Below are 15,663 nucleotides of genomic sequence, written 5' to 3'. Positions count from 1 at the left end.
GAAACACATTTTTCATAAAAATAAACCTTTATTACATTTTTTATTTGTATGAGAAACCCCGCTGTTATAGGGTTTCTAGGGGTAGTATTATTTTGTTATACAACTGTAATATAACTGCAATTGAATTGACGTTGTTTTTAATGTGCTCTCTCTATATAGTAAATGACAGAGCAAAATATTATTAATTCATATATTTGGATAATAAAAAACTTGGAGGAACCAACAACAATGAAAAAACTTTTCTTTACGCTACTTACAGCAGGATCATTGCTATTTGCTAACTCAGCCACGGGTGCACAAGCCGCTCAACCAGTTCAGACCAACGCAGCTTCTTCTTACGAAACTACTACTTCATCTGTACAGCAAGTTGCAGCAAGCAAAGCAACTGCTAAATCAGGTACTTTTAAAACAAAATACAACTCAAACGTTCGTGCGGATGCGGGAACAAAATACAAGATCGTAACAATGGCTAAAAAAGGTTCAATCGCTACAGCTACTCACCAAAAGAAAGTCGGCAACTCGACTTGGTACAAAGTGAAAGTCAACGGCAAATCAGGATGGGTATTAAGCACATTGCTTACTGCTACTACGGTCAAGAAAGCTTCTGTTAAAACAGCTTCTACTTCATCAGTCGTTTCAGCAGCATTGGCACTTAAAGGCATTCCATACAAATTTGGCGGAACGACTCGTTCTGGATTCGACTGCAGTGGATTTGTTCAATATGCATACAAGCAAGCAGGCAAGAGCGTTTCACGTACGACTACTTCACAGTTCGCTGAAACTTACGCAGTGAGCAACCCACAGCCAGGCGACTTGGTCTTCTTCGCCAACACGTACAAGCCTGGAATCTCACACGTAGGGATTTACATCGGCAACAACCAGTTCGTACACTCTGGCGGAGCGAAAGCAGAAGTCAAGAGCATGAACGATCCTTACTGGGGCAAGAAATTCCACAGCTACAAACGTTTCTAATCAAATAGGATCTTCAAAAGGGTGACCCGAATGTCTGCTAATAGCAGGCCTTTGCTGGTCCCCTTTTTTGTTTTGAGTTTTTTGAAGAGAAAAAAGGAGAGATTTCCTCAACAGTTCTGGATTCTTTTATGCTAACATATGCGTCTTTTAATTTCTTACCCGCATTTGATAATTTTTAGACAATTCCTATTTATAGACCTCTAGCTACTAGCAAAGGCGCGTACATTATCGCTGCCGGGTGGGTTTATAACCTTGCACTGTCTGCTATCTCTACAATAAAAGTTGAGTTTCTTCTATATAAACGCCTTCAAGCTGAGGGCTTGGAAAGAGTGGATATAAAACCTTAAAGCTTATATGCCACAAAAAAAACAGACCCACACAGGAGCCTGCTCTTTATTCATTCACAATGTCCTCAATCTGGTAATCTCCATACTCATCGATAACTACCGTGTAAATACCTTCGTGTGAAACTGTAGACATGTCACCACTTTCTTCCTCGTGGTATGTGAATTCAGCTTCGGCTTCGACAGTTGCGCTGTCTTCATTGACCTCTACATTGGTGACCGTAGTCTGGACAGCGCCGTAGATGCGGTCCTGCTCTGTGTGTTCATTAATCAGCTCGGTGGCTTCCTGCTCTGCTTCACTGCCCGGCAAGATAGAGGACAGGTAAAAGGAGGAATCAGCATCGTTCAGCGAATACGGGATTAATTCGTAATAGGAAGAGATGAAGTTCGCCAGCAGGTCGTCCGCAAAATAGGCGTCTTTGACATCCTGCAGCACAACCTCCTGTTCTTCGGCGGGAATCGGGTTTTCGACCCACTCGGTCAGCTGATCCCAGACGGTGTAGATAGGGATCGTATAGCCGGACCCCGGTTTTTCTTCAAGGATAATAGAATTGATGCCGAGGATTTTGCCGGTGTCGGCGGCAATAAGCGGACCTCCGCTGGATCCTTGGGCGATTTCTGCAGACATTTCATACAGGCTGGTATATTCGAATTGGTCCAGGAAGTCGAGATCGGTGCCGGTGATTTCGCCGGTGGTGGCCGTATTGCTTTGGTCGTTCGGGCTGCCGATGGCGACGACTGGCGTGCCAATATCAACCGGCTCCATTTCGATCTCCAAAGGCTCTTTGCCGGCCAGCTCATCGACTCGGACAATGGCGAGATCCTGCGTGTCCGACATGCCGATAACCCTGCCGTTAAATTCCTGGCCGTCACTGTTTTTAACCGTAATATAAGACGCGTCCAGAACGACGTGGGCGTTGGTCAGGATATCGCCTTGTGTGTTGATCAGAAAGCCTGAGCCCTGCTCAAGGTCTGTGTACAGCGTATAGACATGCGTCTTGGCGTTGGCAATCATCGAAGACAGCTCGGTTTCGGCTTCAGGCGTTTCCTCGCCCGTCTCTTCGGGCGCTTCCGGCTGTGCCTGCTCCTGCTCTGTGTCAGGTGCTCGCACCGGTTCTTCTGTCGTCAGCAGCAAATAAACGCCAAATGCGATTACCAGCAGCAAGACTGCCGATAAAGCGGCGATAATTCGATTGTTTTTATTCATTTTTGAGGATGGTTTTTGGGTCATTGCATGTCAGCTCACTTTTTTAATTGTTTGGGTGCCAGGCACCCAAACAATTTCGTTGTGGTTCCCATTATAGACGGTTGGCTCTTCCAATGGTTTCATTTTTTTAATCTTTCACTAGGTCATCGATCAATTCTTCAGTCGAGGCGTACTGTTCGCGTTCCCTTAAAAAGAAGCGGACCGGGTTTCCTTCCCGTTCCGGGTCGACCATTACCAGATCAACGGCAATCAGCTTGGGCCTGATGCTGTCGAAGAAATCGAAGATGGCGTCCAGATCTTCTTCCAAATAAGGATTTTGCCGGCTGAGTTCGCCTGGAGAGAAAGTGACATTTGCCAATAGATTGATGCAATCGCCTGCGTCATTCACCTGGTGGCAGCTGATCCATTGATCGTTTCACTCATCATAAAAACGGAAACGCTCGGTTTCGGATTGAATGGCTGATTCCTGCCATTTGGCTTGCATCCGTTCGCCTGCCGGACCCAACTCGCTGAGAATGCTGACATTGATATAAGCCGCTACCTCTTCGATACTTTGAACCTCGTCCATTTCGCGCAAGTCCATGGCAACGCCCTTTCCTTTCTGGTTATTGGAGACATTGATGATATGGACATTGATGTTTTGTTCCCTTACAAGCTCCAGAAGCTTTGTGAGCGTCTCAATTTCTGCCAGTTCGACGGTTTCAAAACTGTTTTCGGTCCCCAGCCCCAGCCAGCGGACCGCTTCATCGGTTACTGTGTTTTTCACTACTTGTTCAATGAGCGCCCCCTCTGGAGGAGCTGTAAATCCGAGCTCCTCGAACTGCGGCATGAGGCTCTCTGCCTTCTGCTGCGCTTCGTAGGCCGTATGCAATGGCTTATAATCGTCACGATAGATGGTGGCGTAGTTTTCTTCATGTTCGGTGACGGTGAAGACCAGGTCCTCCTGTTCTTTAAAGGCCATTTCGTAGCTATGCCCATCCACGAAGTTTGGCTGGGTTTCACTGATGATTTCAACTTCCATTCCATACTTTTCTTCTATATATTCTGCAGCCAGCCTGTTATCTTTCTGAAAGTTGAAGAATACCCAAATTACCGCTGCTAGACTTGCTAGTATAAGGATTGCCACGCCAGGTTTGATTTTTTGCCTCATGTTCCCATCTCCTTCCCCGCTTAGTCGTCAACCTGAACTGGGTCGCCAGGAGTTCTTGAAATGATATACGCCTCTACTTCTTCGACACTTTGGATCCCTTCTATTTCGCGAAGGTCCAGGACGATTCCATCCGGCTCCCACCTGTTCGAAAGCTTGATTACTTGGACATCGATGTTTTGATTTCTTAATAAATCCAACAGCTTCATGATTCCTTGGAGTTCATTCGCCTCGAGGGTTTTATAACTGGTTTCCGTCTCTAAAACCAGTCTGCGAGCCGTCTCGCCTGTTTTCGTATCTTTTGCATGCCGAACCATCGGACCGCCTAAAGGCTTGGTAAAACCGAGTTCTTCGATTTGGGGCATCAGTTTATTCACCTGCTCCTGCGCTTCGTGAGTTCCGAGTACCGGTTCATAATCATCCCGATAAACGGTGGCACCGTTTTCCCGCTCTTTTTTGACGGTGAAAACCACATCTGCCTGCTCCTCAAAAGCCATTTCATAGCTCTGTCCTTCCACAAAATCCCCTACGTTAATACTGACAATCTTGGCTTCCATGCCGTACTTTTCTTCAATAAACTCTATCGCTTTGTCGTCTTCCACTTGAGAGTCGTTCGCGTGGCCAACAAACAGCCAGAACAAGGCACCGAAGATGATCAGAATGCCTAGAGTCACTGCCACTACACATATAGCTAAAATCATCGGGAGTTTCTTTTTCATCCGGTGTGCTCCTTTTTGTTCTATTATGTAATGACTCTCTTTGAGCAACAACTGTTAAGGATTAAAATGCTTTTCTATCGACTTTGAAAGATAGCAGTTTAACTCCTAAAACCTTCCTTATTCATCCTCATAATCCGCCATTCGGTCTTCGATCAATTCTTCGGTGGAGGAATAGTTTTCGCGCTCATCTAATAGGAGGTTTATCTGATATCCTGGTTTTCCCTGATCAACTATCTGCAATTCAACAGTCGTTGGCTGGGGTTGGATGCTGTCAAAAAAAGCAAATATTGCGTCAAAATCTTCTGCTAGGTGAGGATTCCGGCTGCTGAGTTGGCCAGATTCGAAAGTGATATTTGCCCATAGAATAGTGCATCCGCCTTCTTCACTAGTTTGAAAGCATTCAATCCACTGCTCGTTTTCTTCGTTATGAAAACGGAAACGTTCTGTTTCGGCTTGAGTCGCTGCCTCCTGCCATTTGGCTTGCATCGCTTCGCCAGCTCGATAAGGGTCGTTGAGATTTCTGCGGACAATATACGCCTCAACTTCTTCAGGCGTTTGGATGTCTCCCATTTTTGACAGGTCCAGGCTAACGCCATAGTCTTCTTGCCTATTAGCAAGATCAATTGAATGAATGTCGACATTATTGTCCCTAACCAGCTCAAGAAGCTTCACAATCGCCTGGATTTCAGATGCGTCAACGGTTTTGTAACTGGTTTCGTTTTCCAAAACCAGTTCACGGAAGGTTTCGCCAGTTTCCACATCCCTTACTTCTTTTAGTTCCTGCTGGATTATTTCCCCATCTAAAGGCTTTTCAAAACCGAGTGTTTCTATTTGCGGCAGCAACTTTTCCACTTGCTGCTGCGCTTCGTGAGCGGCAAACATCGGCTTATAATTATCCCGGTAAATGGTGGCATAGTTTTCCGTCTCTACTGTAACCGTGAAAACCACATCTTCTTGCTCCTTAAAAGCCATTTGATAGCTGAGCCCTTCTACGAAATCAGGTTCTTTTTTGCTGACGATTACTGCTTCCATGCCGTACTTTTCTCCAATGTATCCTGTTGCTTTGTCATCCACGACCTTGGACTCTTCGGAGCGTTCCATATACAGCGATATCATGAGGCCGATGATGATTACAACAGGTATAGCCAGTGCCACTGCAAAGCCAATCACAATTTTTTTCATCCGGCTTGCCCCTTTTTCTTCTATTATATATTGTTTGGGTGCCAGGCACCCAAACAATTCTCTTCTTGGCTTTTTATGTTTGGAAGATCCGGCTCTTCGCAATACAACAAATAATCCGCTAAACAACTGGAATAGGGTGGGAGTAAAATTGTGGGCAGGTACGTTAAATCGAGGAAATCGTATGGAGAACGGTGGGACGCTGCGTATAACCTGTAGGAGCTGTATGGATAATCCTTCATATCCTCCACCATCGGTTCAGCGGTATTGATGGGGTTTCTATGGATGTAGCGGCTGATGGCAAGAGTACTTTTATGGGTGATGGCTTTATTGGAGTAATAGCGGCTTTCGTAAAAATAGCCGCTGTAGTTATATTTTTTCTTATAGTAATCACTGTACCGTTTGTTAATAAGGGCCATCAATTTCCCCAACGGCACTTCGGGCGACTTTATCAACAAGTGATAGTGGTTTGTCATCAGGCAATATGCCAGAATCGTAAATGGATATTTGTTGTGGGCATAGGTCAATACCCTGAAAAAAGCAGCTTTATCCGCTTCTCCCTGAAAAATCGCCTGCCTGTTATTGCCTCTCATGACTACATGTTCATATGCGTCCGGATTCCAGATGCGCCGGCTTCTTCCCATTTTTTCACACTCCTTCTTTGAACCTTCTTTTATAGTAGAAAGAACGTCCATTTCCGTCAATTGTTGCGAAAAGGGAATAACTTATATTTGACTACGGATATAGAGTCAAAAATAGGTTTTCACCATTAAAGCTTCTGGGATCTTGCCAAATTGGCTTCAAAAAGTTTTTTTGAATTGTTTGGTATTGTTTGGGTGCCAGGCACCCAAACAATACCAAACAAAAGCCGGGAGAAGTTTCTCCCGGCTTTTTACTATGCATGCTCATTATTCTTTTGTGATAACAAAAGTTTCTTCTGTGATGAGCCCTGCCGCATCCACTACTTTCAAGGTGAACTCGTTTTCTCCAGAACTTTCAACAGGCACCGTAATGGTAATTTCTTCGTCAAATTCCCCTTCGCCGTATGGTTCGGTCATAATGTGGTTATAGACCTCACTGTCGGTCAGATAGACCCGGATATCGTCCATATTGTCTGTGACACGAACACTCACTTCGGCACTGTCCTGATCGGCTTCTACTGTCTCCGGTACGTCCAGCAGCTCGAGCTGGGCTGGCTGGGTATCGATGAGCACTTGGCTTCGTACTTCAAGTTCGTTGCCTGCTTCGTCGATCGCTTTGGCTGTGATGTCGTTGCGGCCGTCTTCCAATGTTAAGGTATGCTGGAAAAACAGGCCGTCAAAGCGATCGGCTTTTTCATCGTTTATGGTGACCGAGACGATGCGCGATTGGTCTTCCACGCTGCCGAATACATCCACGCGCTGAGTGCTCAATACTTCGAACAATCCTGGTGAAATGATGGACACTCCTGGTTTTCCGGTATCAGCAACTGCACCTTTTAGCGGAACTTCGGTTTTGTTGCCAGCGGTGTCATGGAAAACCGCTTTCAGCACGTCCCCTTCTTTTATGTCGACCGGCACAACGTAGCTGGTGGTCGCTGGTGCCAGGGATTCGTCTTCAAAGGTATCCGGATTTTCCGTCAACTCGACGTTGTTGAGGAACACTTCCCAGCGGTCCGCTCCACCGCCACCTGCGTTATCCGCAAAACTCGCCACCGTCACGGTTTTGGTTTCCGCATTCAACGCAGCGCTTGCAGCAGGCGCTACCGTATCAACCAAAATCGGAATCTTCAGCGACTGCCATTCGGCATTCGGATAATCAATAACGGCTCGCATTTCAATCTGATACTTGCCGTCTGCCACCATCTCACCCAATACTTCCCCGTTCCACTCATTGAGCGGGTCATAATAATAGGCGAAAACGTCGGTGTAATTTTTCACTAAATCTTTTCCGGTCTGCAAGGTCCGCAGCTTTTTGCCGTCCGCATCCAGCACGTTGATCTCCAGCCCTTTGGCGTTGCGGAGCAATGAGAATACCGGAATGATCGATTCACGGCTGCCATCGCCATTCGGTGAAAAGGCGAAACGTTCAGGCGCAAAGCCTTGCTGGTGGCTGCCGCCATTGATGATCATCCCAAAGTCGTCAGTCAGGAATGTGGAGGCGAAAAATGTGGTAGGATCCCACGCCACATCGTCAAAAACCGGTGCATCGTCCCATCCGCCGTTAAATCCGAAATACGGAACGGCAAGCGGCGTATTGCCGGTCACGCCTTCATTGGCATCCGTCAATGTAATAAACCCGTCAATGAAGAAGCCGTTGGTGAACCCTGCAAATTCCGGACGTCCCTGCATGGCCGCGGCATCGATCGTCACCTGGACTTCGGCCGTGCCGTTCGCTGGCACCGTCACGGTTTCGGGTGCTGTGATATTGACAAGATCGGTCACCACATTGGCACCGGAACGGTTTGGATCTGTCACATCAATGTTCCGCTCCGGAAGCTTCGTGACGTAATCTGTTTGGGCATTGACCGCCACGGCGTACGTGGCTTCAGTATCCGAGAAATTCTCAGCCTGCAGCGTGAAGGTCATGCGGTTGTTCTGAATTTCCTTTAATGCCACTTTGGCTTCGCCGCTGTCCTGGTCGGTCAGCATGATGTCCGTAGACAGCGCGTCGTGCAATTGCATCAAACCTGCCCCTTGCCGGCGCGGCGAAACAAATTGCCCCGCCGTCAATTCGACTGGATTGGCGGTGTTCATCATGAGGTTTTTCGCAAAATTCACGCGATCCCTCCCTTCCAAGCCAAGCTCTTCGATGCGCTGGAACAACAATGCCGCCCCGCCCGCTACGTGGGGAGCCGCCATCGACGTTCCGCTCATCAGCCCGTATTCATTGTCATTGAATGTCGAGAAGATATTGCCGCCAGGTGCCGTGATTTCCGGCTTAAAGTCCAGATTCGGCGTCGGCCCCCAAGACGTAAAATCACTCATCTTGCCGGCGGTCGGATTTGGCGTTTCCAATTTTTCTCCGTCAAAAGAGACAGTCACTCCCTTGCCGCCATCAAGCGCCGCTTTCATGGCAAGACCATCCGCCTGTAGCGTTGACATGAACGGGATGGTGATTGCCGGATCCGATTCCATATTGACCGGCCCGGTCGTGTTGTTGTAGATGATCACGCCCGCTGCCCCCGCTGCCTGAGCCGCAAATGCTTTTTCCGTAAACGCAATCGTGCCGCGTGCAATCAAAGCAAATTTGCCGTTGACGTCTTTCCCTTCAAAATCTGCCGGCTGCCCCAGCCCTGCATCCACTACTGCATAAGAATCGGCGGGCAAACTTTCCGGTTCCGCTTCATTCGCCAGCAAGTACAGCGCACGTGCGGACTCAGCGCCGGCTATCTGGTAGACAAAGCTGTCGGTGGTGATGACGCTGTTTTCAAAAGACGCCACCCCCAGCGAATCAATGGCCGTTCCCGGCGTGCCGATTAGGCCGTAATCCTGATTTTCCGCAAACGGTGCCAGGAAGCCGGAGCCGCGCAGGTCTTCATTGCCTGCGGAAATGGCTACCAGGATGCCGTTGTTTGTTGCCCGTTCCACTGCCTGCTGCTCGGGGCTCGACGTATCGACAAACCCTGCCGTTGCACCGAGCGACATGTTGATGACGTCCACACCAAGTTTGATGGAATCATCGATTGCCTTGATGTAAATGTCGCCAAACGTCGAAGGAGAGTTGGCATCATTGCCGAATACTTTCAGCGCCAGCAACTGTGCTTCCGGTGCGACGCCTTTGATGCCGCCATTTTCTTCGTTGCCGTTAGCGCCAATCGTTCCGGCCACGTGCATGCCGTGCATCGACGCGCCCGGTGCTATGTCCCGGATTTCCGTATTGGCGTCCATGTAGTTATAGCCAAACGGCACTTTCTGTGTAAAGAACTTGCCTTCTTCTATTTCGCTATTGGAAACAAATGCCTCCACTTCCGCCTGCGTCAGGGCAGCCGTCGTGTTGTTGGTCAGCACCATGTCCTGATGACCCGGATCGATGCCGGAATCGATAACACCGACGACCATCCCTTCTCCTTTAAAGCCATAATCACGCCACGCCTGCTGCGCCTGCACGAGTTCTTTTGAGTGTTTCATAGTCGGTTTGATTGTGGGACGCTGGTATTCAGTCGCTTCGTATACCGCTTTGACGCTAGGCAGCTCTGCGATTTCCGCCACTTGCCCCGCCTCGACTTCCGCCGAGAAGCCGTTAAAGACGGCGGTGAAGGTTTGGAGATAATCGATGGCCGGTGCCACATCTGCGATCGCCGTCTGCACGGTTTCCTGCTTGGCTACAGCCGCCGATTCGATGCGCTGTTTCTGCTCATCCGGCAACTCTTTGTAGAGCACGCCTTGGGAGGTCGCCGCTTCGATCGTCGGTTCTTCCTGCAGCTCGATGATGACCCGCACTTTCTCTTTCGGCGATTCCGGCTTGAGTAGCGTCTGCGCCAGCTTGACCTCCGGTTCCGGCGCTGCCTGTATTTGCGGGATATTGAAACCGCCCAGACTGCTTATTGATAATAATAAAATTGCCAGTAACATTAACGTTTTCTTCATACTTGTTCCTCCTCTTTCTAAGATCCCTATCTAAATTATCAAATAATTAAGTCAACTTCATTTTTCCAGTTTATCAATCAAAAGTCCATGGTTCCAAAGCTATCTTATTTGTTAATCCTCTTCGATTTTTTTAGGTACTTTGGGTTTTGGGAGTCTCTGCTTATTTCCTTTTTTTAGTAGTATCGGGAGAGTGGTAAGTACGGAGTAGAGGTTCTATAAATCGCTTCGGTCGCTTTGGAGGGAGTTCCCACAATAAGCCAGGCAGCTGGAGAACGCTGCCTGGCTTATTGCTCCACCCCCTCCGTTGACGCGCCTCAGCTCGGTGGTTGTTTGGTAAAAATAATCTAGCTTTTTTTGAAGCAGATAGGTTAAGGGCAGTTCTGGAATCGCTTGGCAGCGGTGGTGCACGCGCCTTCGCTTGGTGCTGATGAGCGGGCGATGTGTTCTACAGGAAGTTTTTGTGTTGCTACATGAAAGATCGGCGCTTCTACATGATTCATTGATGTTTCTATCTCACTATTTTTCCTCTCTACATGAACCTTTTGCCCTCTTACATCGATTCACGAACATTAGTGTTCTACAATGTCACAAGGATCCATCCCTTTTTGTGAGCAATGTCTGGAAAAAGGTGCCGCTTCTTATCCCTGGCTGTTCGCCACGCGAACGGCTTCCATCTATGGGCTTGAACTTTGTGAAAACGATAAAGTGTTGATAGAAATGGAAAAGTTTCAGTTAAAGACACGAAAGGTTCCTGTAGCCGCTTCGAAAGTTAAGGTAAGGATCCAGAAAGTGAAGGTAGAAACTCGTCATCAGCTATGCCACCTATCAATTTCTAATATAAAAGGAACCAACTAACGAGCGATCCGCTTCGCTCCTCCAAGATGCCCGCTTTTCGCAAGCGAAAAGCAAAAGTGCAAACCCACTATCGTCGTGAGGCATCCTTCTATTTTCTATCTTCACCCGCTACTATAGATATTTTCAATGTCGTAGACCCGAATGCGTTCGCCTGGAACGATTTCTCCATCTCCACGTCACTTAACTAAAAAAACAGGCAAGCAATCAACGTTCTGATTGCTTGCCTGTTCTGTTTTGATAAGGTGTTAATCCAATAGCTCCATCTTTTCGAGTGCGCGGTAGAGAACTACTGCTGTTTCAGCTCGTGTGATTTTTGCTAATGGGTCGAAGATGTTGCCTTCGCGGCCAGTGATCAGGCCGAGTGCGTATGCTTGCTTGACGGACTCATCTGCGTAGGCTTTGATTGCTGCGTCGTCTTCAAATTCGTGAGTTGTGTCCAGGCCTTCAAGCAGTGATGCTTCCTGGTATTCAACTGCACGCATGATCATGACGGCCGTGTCCTGGCGGGAAATTTGCGCTTTCGGATTGAATGTATTTGTAGTCACTCCGCGAACGATGCCAGCACGGGCAGCTGCTTCGATTTCTTCGGCAGCCCATGTTTTGTCAGGGTCTGCATCTTTGAATGTGCCTTCATAGTCTTCAAGAGGCAATTCCAGTGTACGGACCAATAAGGCAGCGAATTCAGCACGTGTCAAATCGGCTTTTGGCGCGAAAAGTGTGTCTGTTTTCCCTTTGATGATGCCTTGTGAAGCCAATGTTTCGATTTGGGTTTTCGCCCAATGCGTTTGGATATCTGTAAATGTTACTTTTGATGCTTTCGTGATCGTGAATGTTTTTTCAGTAACGTGGCCAGCTGCATCTTCGACTGACAATGTGTATTCATTTTTGCCGATTTTGCTTACGGGCACTTTGGTTTTGATGTTTTGGTTAAAACTTGCTTTGCCGTATGGTTCAGACATGTCTTTTTTGAAGACTTCGCTGCCATTCAGGTAAGCATAGATTTGGTCCATATTGTCTTTCACATTAAATGTCACTTCGACTTCAGATGTGTTGGCTCTCACAGTTTTCGGCGCATCCACTAATGTGATGACGGCCGGAGTTGTATCTACCAATACCTGGCGGCGAAGTTCCATTTCGTTGCCGAATTCATCTACTGCTTTGACGACAACGTGTTGAGAGCCGTCTTTGAATGTTACAGTGTGTTCAAATTCTTCGCCGTCAAACTTTTTAGCTTTGACGCCATTGACTGTTAAGGAAACAATTTTTGAATCGTCTTCCACAGAACCTGTGACTTTCACTGTTTTTGTATCAAATGTTTCTAGAACTTCTGGTGATGTGAAGAAAATAACCGGTGCTTCTGTTTCATTTTTAGAAGTGGCAGTAAGTTCTACTTCTGTTGTGTTGCCTGCACTGTCATAGAAGACAGCTGTCACGACATCGTCTGTTTTCACTGGCGCTGTCACTTCATAAGAAGTGGTTGCCGGTGCAAGGGATTCGTCTGCATCTGTGTCTTCGTTTTCTGTAACTTCTTCACCGTTGACGTAGACTTCCCAACGATCTGCTCCAACGCCTGAAGCGTTGTCTTCAAACTTCGAAACGTTTACTGTTTTTGTTTCTGCATCGTAAGTTGCTTCTGCTTCGGGTGCTACTGTGTCGATAATGATCGGGAAGTTGATCGACTGCCACTCTGCATTCGGGTAATCAATAACGGCACGAAGCTGAATCTGGTAAGCTCCATCTTTTGCCGGTTTGCCATTGATCATGCCATCCCAGCCGTTAATCGGGTTGAATGTGTAAGGCAATGTAGCCGAGTAATGCTTGGTCAAACTTGAAGCTGTACGGATTGTGCGCAGCTTATTGCCTTCTGTATCCAATACATTAACTTCAAATTCTTTGGCGTTTCTCATCAAGGAGTAGACAGGGACTGCCACATCCTGCAATTCATCGCCATTTGGTGAAAAGGCGAAGCGTTCAGGGACAAATTTGCCGGCGTGCGTGCCGCCAGTGATGTCGTTTTCTGCTTCATCCGCGAGTAAAGTAGTACCGTAATATGTGCCTGCCTCCCACGTAAATTCGTCGAAGATGCTGGCATCGTCCCATCCGCCGTTAAAGCCGAAGTAAGGAACGACCAATTCTGTGTTGCCTGTCACTTCTTCGTTTTCATCCGTCAACGTTACAAAACCGTCCACGAAGAATCCGTTTGTGAATGCTGCATATTCTTTCATGCCTTCAAGCGCTGATACGTCAACTGTCACTGAAACCTCTGCTGTTCCGTTTGCCGGAACTGTAATCGTTTCAGGTGCGTTGATTTCTACATCTTCTGTTACGACATATGAACCTGTAAGGTTTGGTGCAGTAACTTCATTTCCTGCTAATGGCGCTGTTCTATCTGTTTGGACGTTTACATCCACTGCATAAGTTGCTGCTTCATCAGAGAAGTTTTCAGCTTCCAATGTGAAGGTGAATTTATCGCCTGTGATTTCTTTCAAAGCAACTTTTGCATCCCCTGTCGCTTTATTCGTCAACATAACGTCTGTTGCTAATGCGTCATGCAATTGCATCAATCCAGCACCTTGACGGCGTGGCGATACGTATTGATCTTTTGCGAATTCAACCGGATTTGATGTATTCATCATCAGGTTTTTCGCGAATTGAACGCGTTCGCGGCCTTCAAGGCCAAGCTCTTGGATACGTTGGAACATCAACGCTGTTCCGCCCGCAACGTGTGGAGCTGCCATCGATGTACCACTCATCAAGCCGTAGTCGTCGTTATTAAGTGTAGAGAAAATATTTCCGCCCGGCGCTGTGATTTCAGGTTTGAAATCAAGGTTCGGAGTTGGTCCCCATGAAGTGAAATCACTCATTTCACCAGCAGCGGGGTTTTGAATTTCAAGAAACTCATCGTCAAACACAAGCGTTACTTTTTTGCCTGCATCCAATTGTGTTTTCATTGCTACTCCATCTGCCTGTAGAGCTGACATGAATGGAATTTCGATAGTTGGATCGGAGGCCATGCTGATCGTGCCTGTTGCGTTGTTATAAATAATAACACCGATTGCACCAGCATCCTGTGCTGCCTGTCCTTTTTCAACAAAAGTAGTTTCACCGCGCGACACTAGCGCAAATTTGCCAGCAAAGTTTTTGCCTGCAAAATCAGCGGGTTTCCCAAGGCCTGCTGCCAATACTTCGTAGCTGGCATTCGGCAGTTCACGCGGGTCTGCATCATTGGCAAGCAGGTACATCGCACGTCCAGTTTCAGTGCCGTCTACCTGGTAAGCAAAACTTCTGCCCGTGATCATGTCGTTTTCAAATGACGCAACACCAAATGAATCGATTGATGTGCTCGGTGATCCTGTCAAGCCGTAATCCTGGTTATCTGCGTGCGGGTAAGAAAAGCCCGATGCAAACATATCCGAGTTGCCTGCTGAGATGGAAACCAAGATGCCGTTGTTTGTCGCTCTTTCAACCGCTTTTTGTTCAGGGTTTGAGGAATCCACAAATCCTGCAGTCGATCCAAGTGACATGTTGATGACGTCTGCACCCAATTTGATCGAATCATCGATTGCCTTGATGTAGATATCGCCGTAAGTTGACGGATACAATGGGTCATTGCCGAATACTTTCAGCGCGAGTAGCTGCGCTTCTGGAGCAACGCCTTTGATGCCGCCATTTTCTTCATTGCCATTAGCCCCTACTGTTCCGGCAACGTGCATGCCGTGCATGGAAGCTTCCGGTCCAAGGTCAAGAATTTCGTCGTTGCCATCCATGTAGTTATAGCCGAATGGCACTTTTGCTGTGAAGAATTTGCCACTCTCGATGGATTTGTCAGCCACAAGCGCCGCTACATCAGATTTCGTGATGTCGCCTGTTGTGTTGTCTGTCAAAACCATGTCTTTGTGGCTCGGATCGATTCCGGTATCAATGACACCAACAACCAGGCCTTCACCGCGGTAGCCGTAATCTGTCCAAGCCTGCTGCGCCTGAACCAATTCTTTCGAATATTTCATTTCCGGCTGAGCTTCAGGACGCTGATACTCAGTCGATTCATAGACCGCTTTAACGCCGCTTAACTCAGCGATGTCTTCCACAAGGCCTGCTTCAACTTCAGCAGAAAATCCGTTGAATACGGTTGTGAAATTTTCAAGATATGTAATGCGCGGAGCGATTGAAGCGATGGATAGCTGAACGGAATCCTGTCCCGAAACAACTGCTGCTTCCAATGACTCTTTTTGGTTTTCAGGAAGGTTTTTATAGAGAACGCCTCGTTCTGTAGCGTTTTCAATCGCCGGCGCTTCTTCAAGCTCGATGATCACCCGGACCTCTTTTTCCGGATCTTCTGGATTTACGAAAGTTTCAGGAATGTTCAATTCCCCTTGTTTCAACTCCACGTTCGGCACTTCCGATGAATTCACGGCTGCCGATACCCCGGTAAGGCCGAAAACAGCTGAACTGAATGTCATCATGAAGACCATCGCCAACAATAAAAGCGGTTTTAACTTCGTCAATTTTTTTCCCCCTTAGTTCTAATTCGCAATTATAAAGAATCTTTACAATTGCACAACAACTTAAATTTACCATATTTTTTCAATGTTGCAAATAAAATTTGGGTGTATTTTCATGTTATTAGAGGTTAATTAAGAGGTTTTTACTAGATAGGACTTGATATTATTTA

General features: G+C 47.3%; 9 protein-coding genes. 1 reads left to right on the top strand and 8 read right to left on the bottom strand.

All coding sequences use genetic code 11. From position 1 onward, the window contains the following. Positions 1-228 precede the first annotated feature (228 nt). Complete coding sequence (locus GJB59_RS10365) at positions 229-972, top strand: C40 family peptidase (RefSeq protein ID WP_142827183.1); 744 nt, start codon at positions 229-231, stop codon at positions 970-972. Between the two features lie 393 nt (positions 973-1,365). On the opposite strand, the gene GJB59_RS10360 is transcribed toward GJB59_RS10365, so the two are convergent. From GJB59_RS10360 to GJB59_RS10325, 8 genes are all read right to left on the bottom strand, one after another. After that, on the bottom strand, positions 1,366-2,547 hold the full coding sequence (locus tag GJB59_RS10360; protein ID WP_142827182.1) for a S1C family serine protease: 1,182 nt from the start codon (positions 2,545-2,547) through the stop codon (positions 1,366-1,368). A gap of 103 nt (positions 2,548-2,650) precedes the next feature. Then, positions 2,651-2,911 carry a hypothetical protein gene (locus GJB59_RS10355; protein ID WP_142827181.1) on the bottom strand — a complete coding sequence of 87 codons (261 nt, stop codon included), beginning with the start codon at positions 2,909-2,911 and terminating at the stop codon, positions 2,651-2,653. Between the two features lie 27 nt (positions 2,912-2,938). Then, a complete protein-coding gene (locus GJB59_RS10350) occupies positions 2,939-3,673 on the bottom strand; it encodes a hypothetical protein (protein WP_142827180.1) in 735 nt (244 codons plus the stop codon). A gap of 20 nt (positions 3,674-3,693) precedes the next feature. Further along, the gene (locus GJB59_RS10345) at positions 3,694-4,389 is read right to left on the bottom strand and encodes a hypothetical protein (protein WP_142827179.1); all 696 of its coding nucleotides are present in this window, start codon (positions 4,387-4,389) and stop codon (positions 3,694-3,696) included. 117 nt (positions 4,390-4,506) lie between these two features. Beyond that, the gene (locus GJB59_RS10340; RefSeq protein WP_142827178.1) at positions 4,507-5,571 is read right to left on the bottom strand and encodes a hypothetical protein; all 1,065 of its coding nucleotides are present in this window, start codon (positions 5,569-5,571) and stop codon (positions 4,507-4,509) included. A gap of 23 nt (positions 5,572-5,594) precedes the next feature. Continuing rightward, entirely contained in the window at positions 5,595-6,212 is a 618-nt protein-coding gene (locus GJB59_RS10335) for a transposase (protein WP_142827177.1), read from the bottom strand. A gap of 264 nt (positions 6,213-6,476) precedes the next feature. After that, positions 6,477-10,136 (bottom strand): S8 family serine peptidase, encoded by a 3,660-nt coding sequence (locus tag GJB59_RS10330; RefSeq protein WP_142827176.1) that lies wholly within the window; start codon positions 10,134-10,136, stop codon positions 6,477-6,479. 1,100 nt (positions 10,137-11,236) lie between these two features. Beyond that, a complete protein-coding gene (locus GJB59_RS10325) occupies positions 11,237-15,496 on the bottom strand; it encodes a S8 family serine peptidase (protein ID WP_142827175.1) in 4,260 nt (1,419 codons plus the stop codon). Positions 15,497-15,663 lie beyond the last annotated feature (167 nt).

Source organism: Planococcus soli (assembly GCF_016881065.1).
In the GTDB taxonomy this organism is placed as follows: domain Bacteria; phylum Bacillota; class Bacilli; order Bacillales_A; family Planococcaceae; genus Planococcus; species Planococcus soli.
Note: the sequence above shows the minus strand (reverse complement) of the source record. Positions and strands in the feature narration are given on the sequence as shown.

Bases quoted from the DNA above. Each gene is read 5' to 3' on its own strand.
- GJB59_RS10340 (WP_142827178.1), bottom strand. From the start codon at position 5,571: ATGAAAAAAATTGTGATTGGCTTTGCAGTGGCACTGGCTATACCTGTT.
- GJB59_RS10350 (WP_142827180.1), bottom strand. From the start codon at position 3,673: ATGAGGCAAAAAATCAAACCTGGCGTGGCAATCCTTATACTAGCAAGT.
- GJB59_RS10330 (WP_142827176.1), bottom strand. From the start codon at position 10,136: ATGAAGAAAACGTTAATGTTACTGGCAATTTTATTATTATCAATAAGC.
- GJB59_RS10335 (WP_142827177.1), bottom strand. From the start codon at position 6,212: ATGGGAAGAAGCCGGCGCATCTGGAATCCGGACGCATATGAACATGTA.
- GJB59_RS10345 (WP_142827179.1), bottom strand. From the start codon at position 4,389: ATGAAAAAGAAACTCCCGATGATTTTAGCTATATGTGTAGTGGCAGTG.
- GJB59_RS10365 (WP_142827183.1), top strand. From the start codon at position 229: ATGAAAAAACTTTTCTTTACGCTACTTACAGCAGGATCATTGCTATTT.
- GJB59_RS10360 (WP_142827182.1), bottom strand. From the start codon at position 2,547: ATGACCCAAAAACCATCCTCAAAAATGAATAAAAACAATCGAATTATC.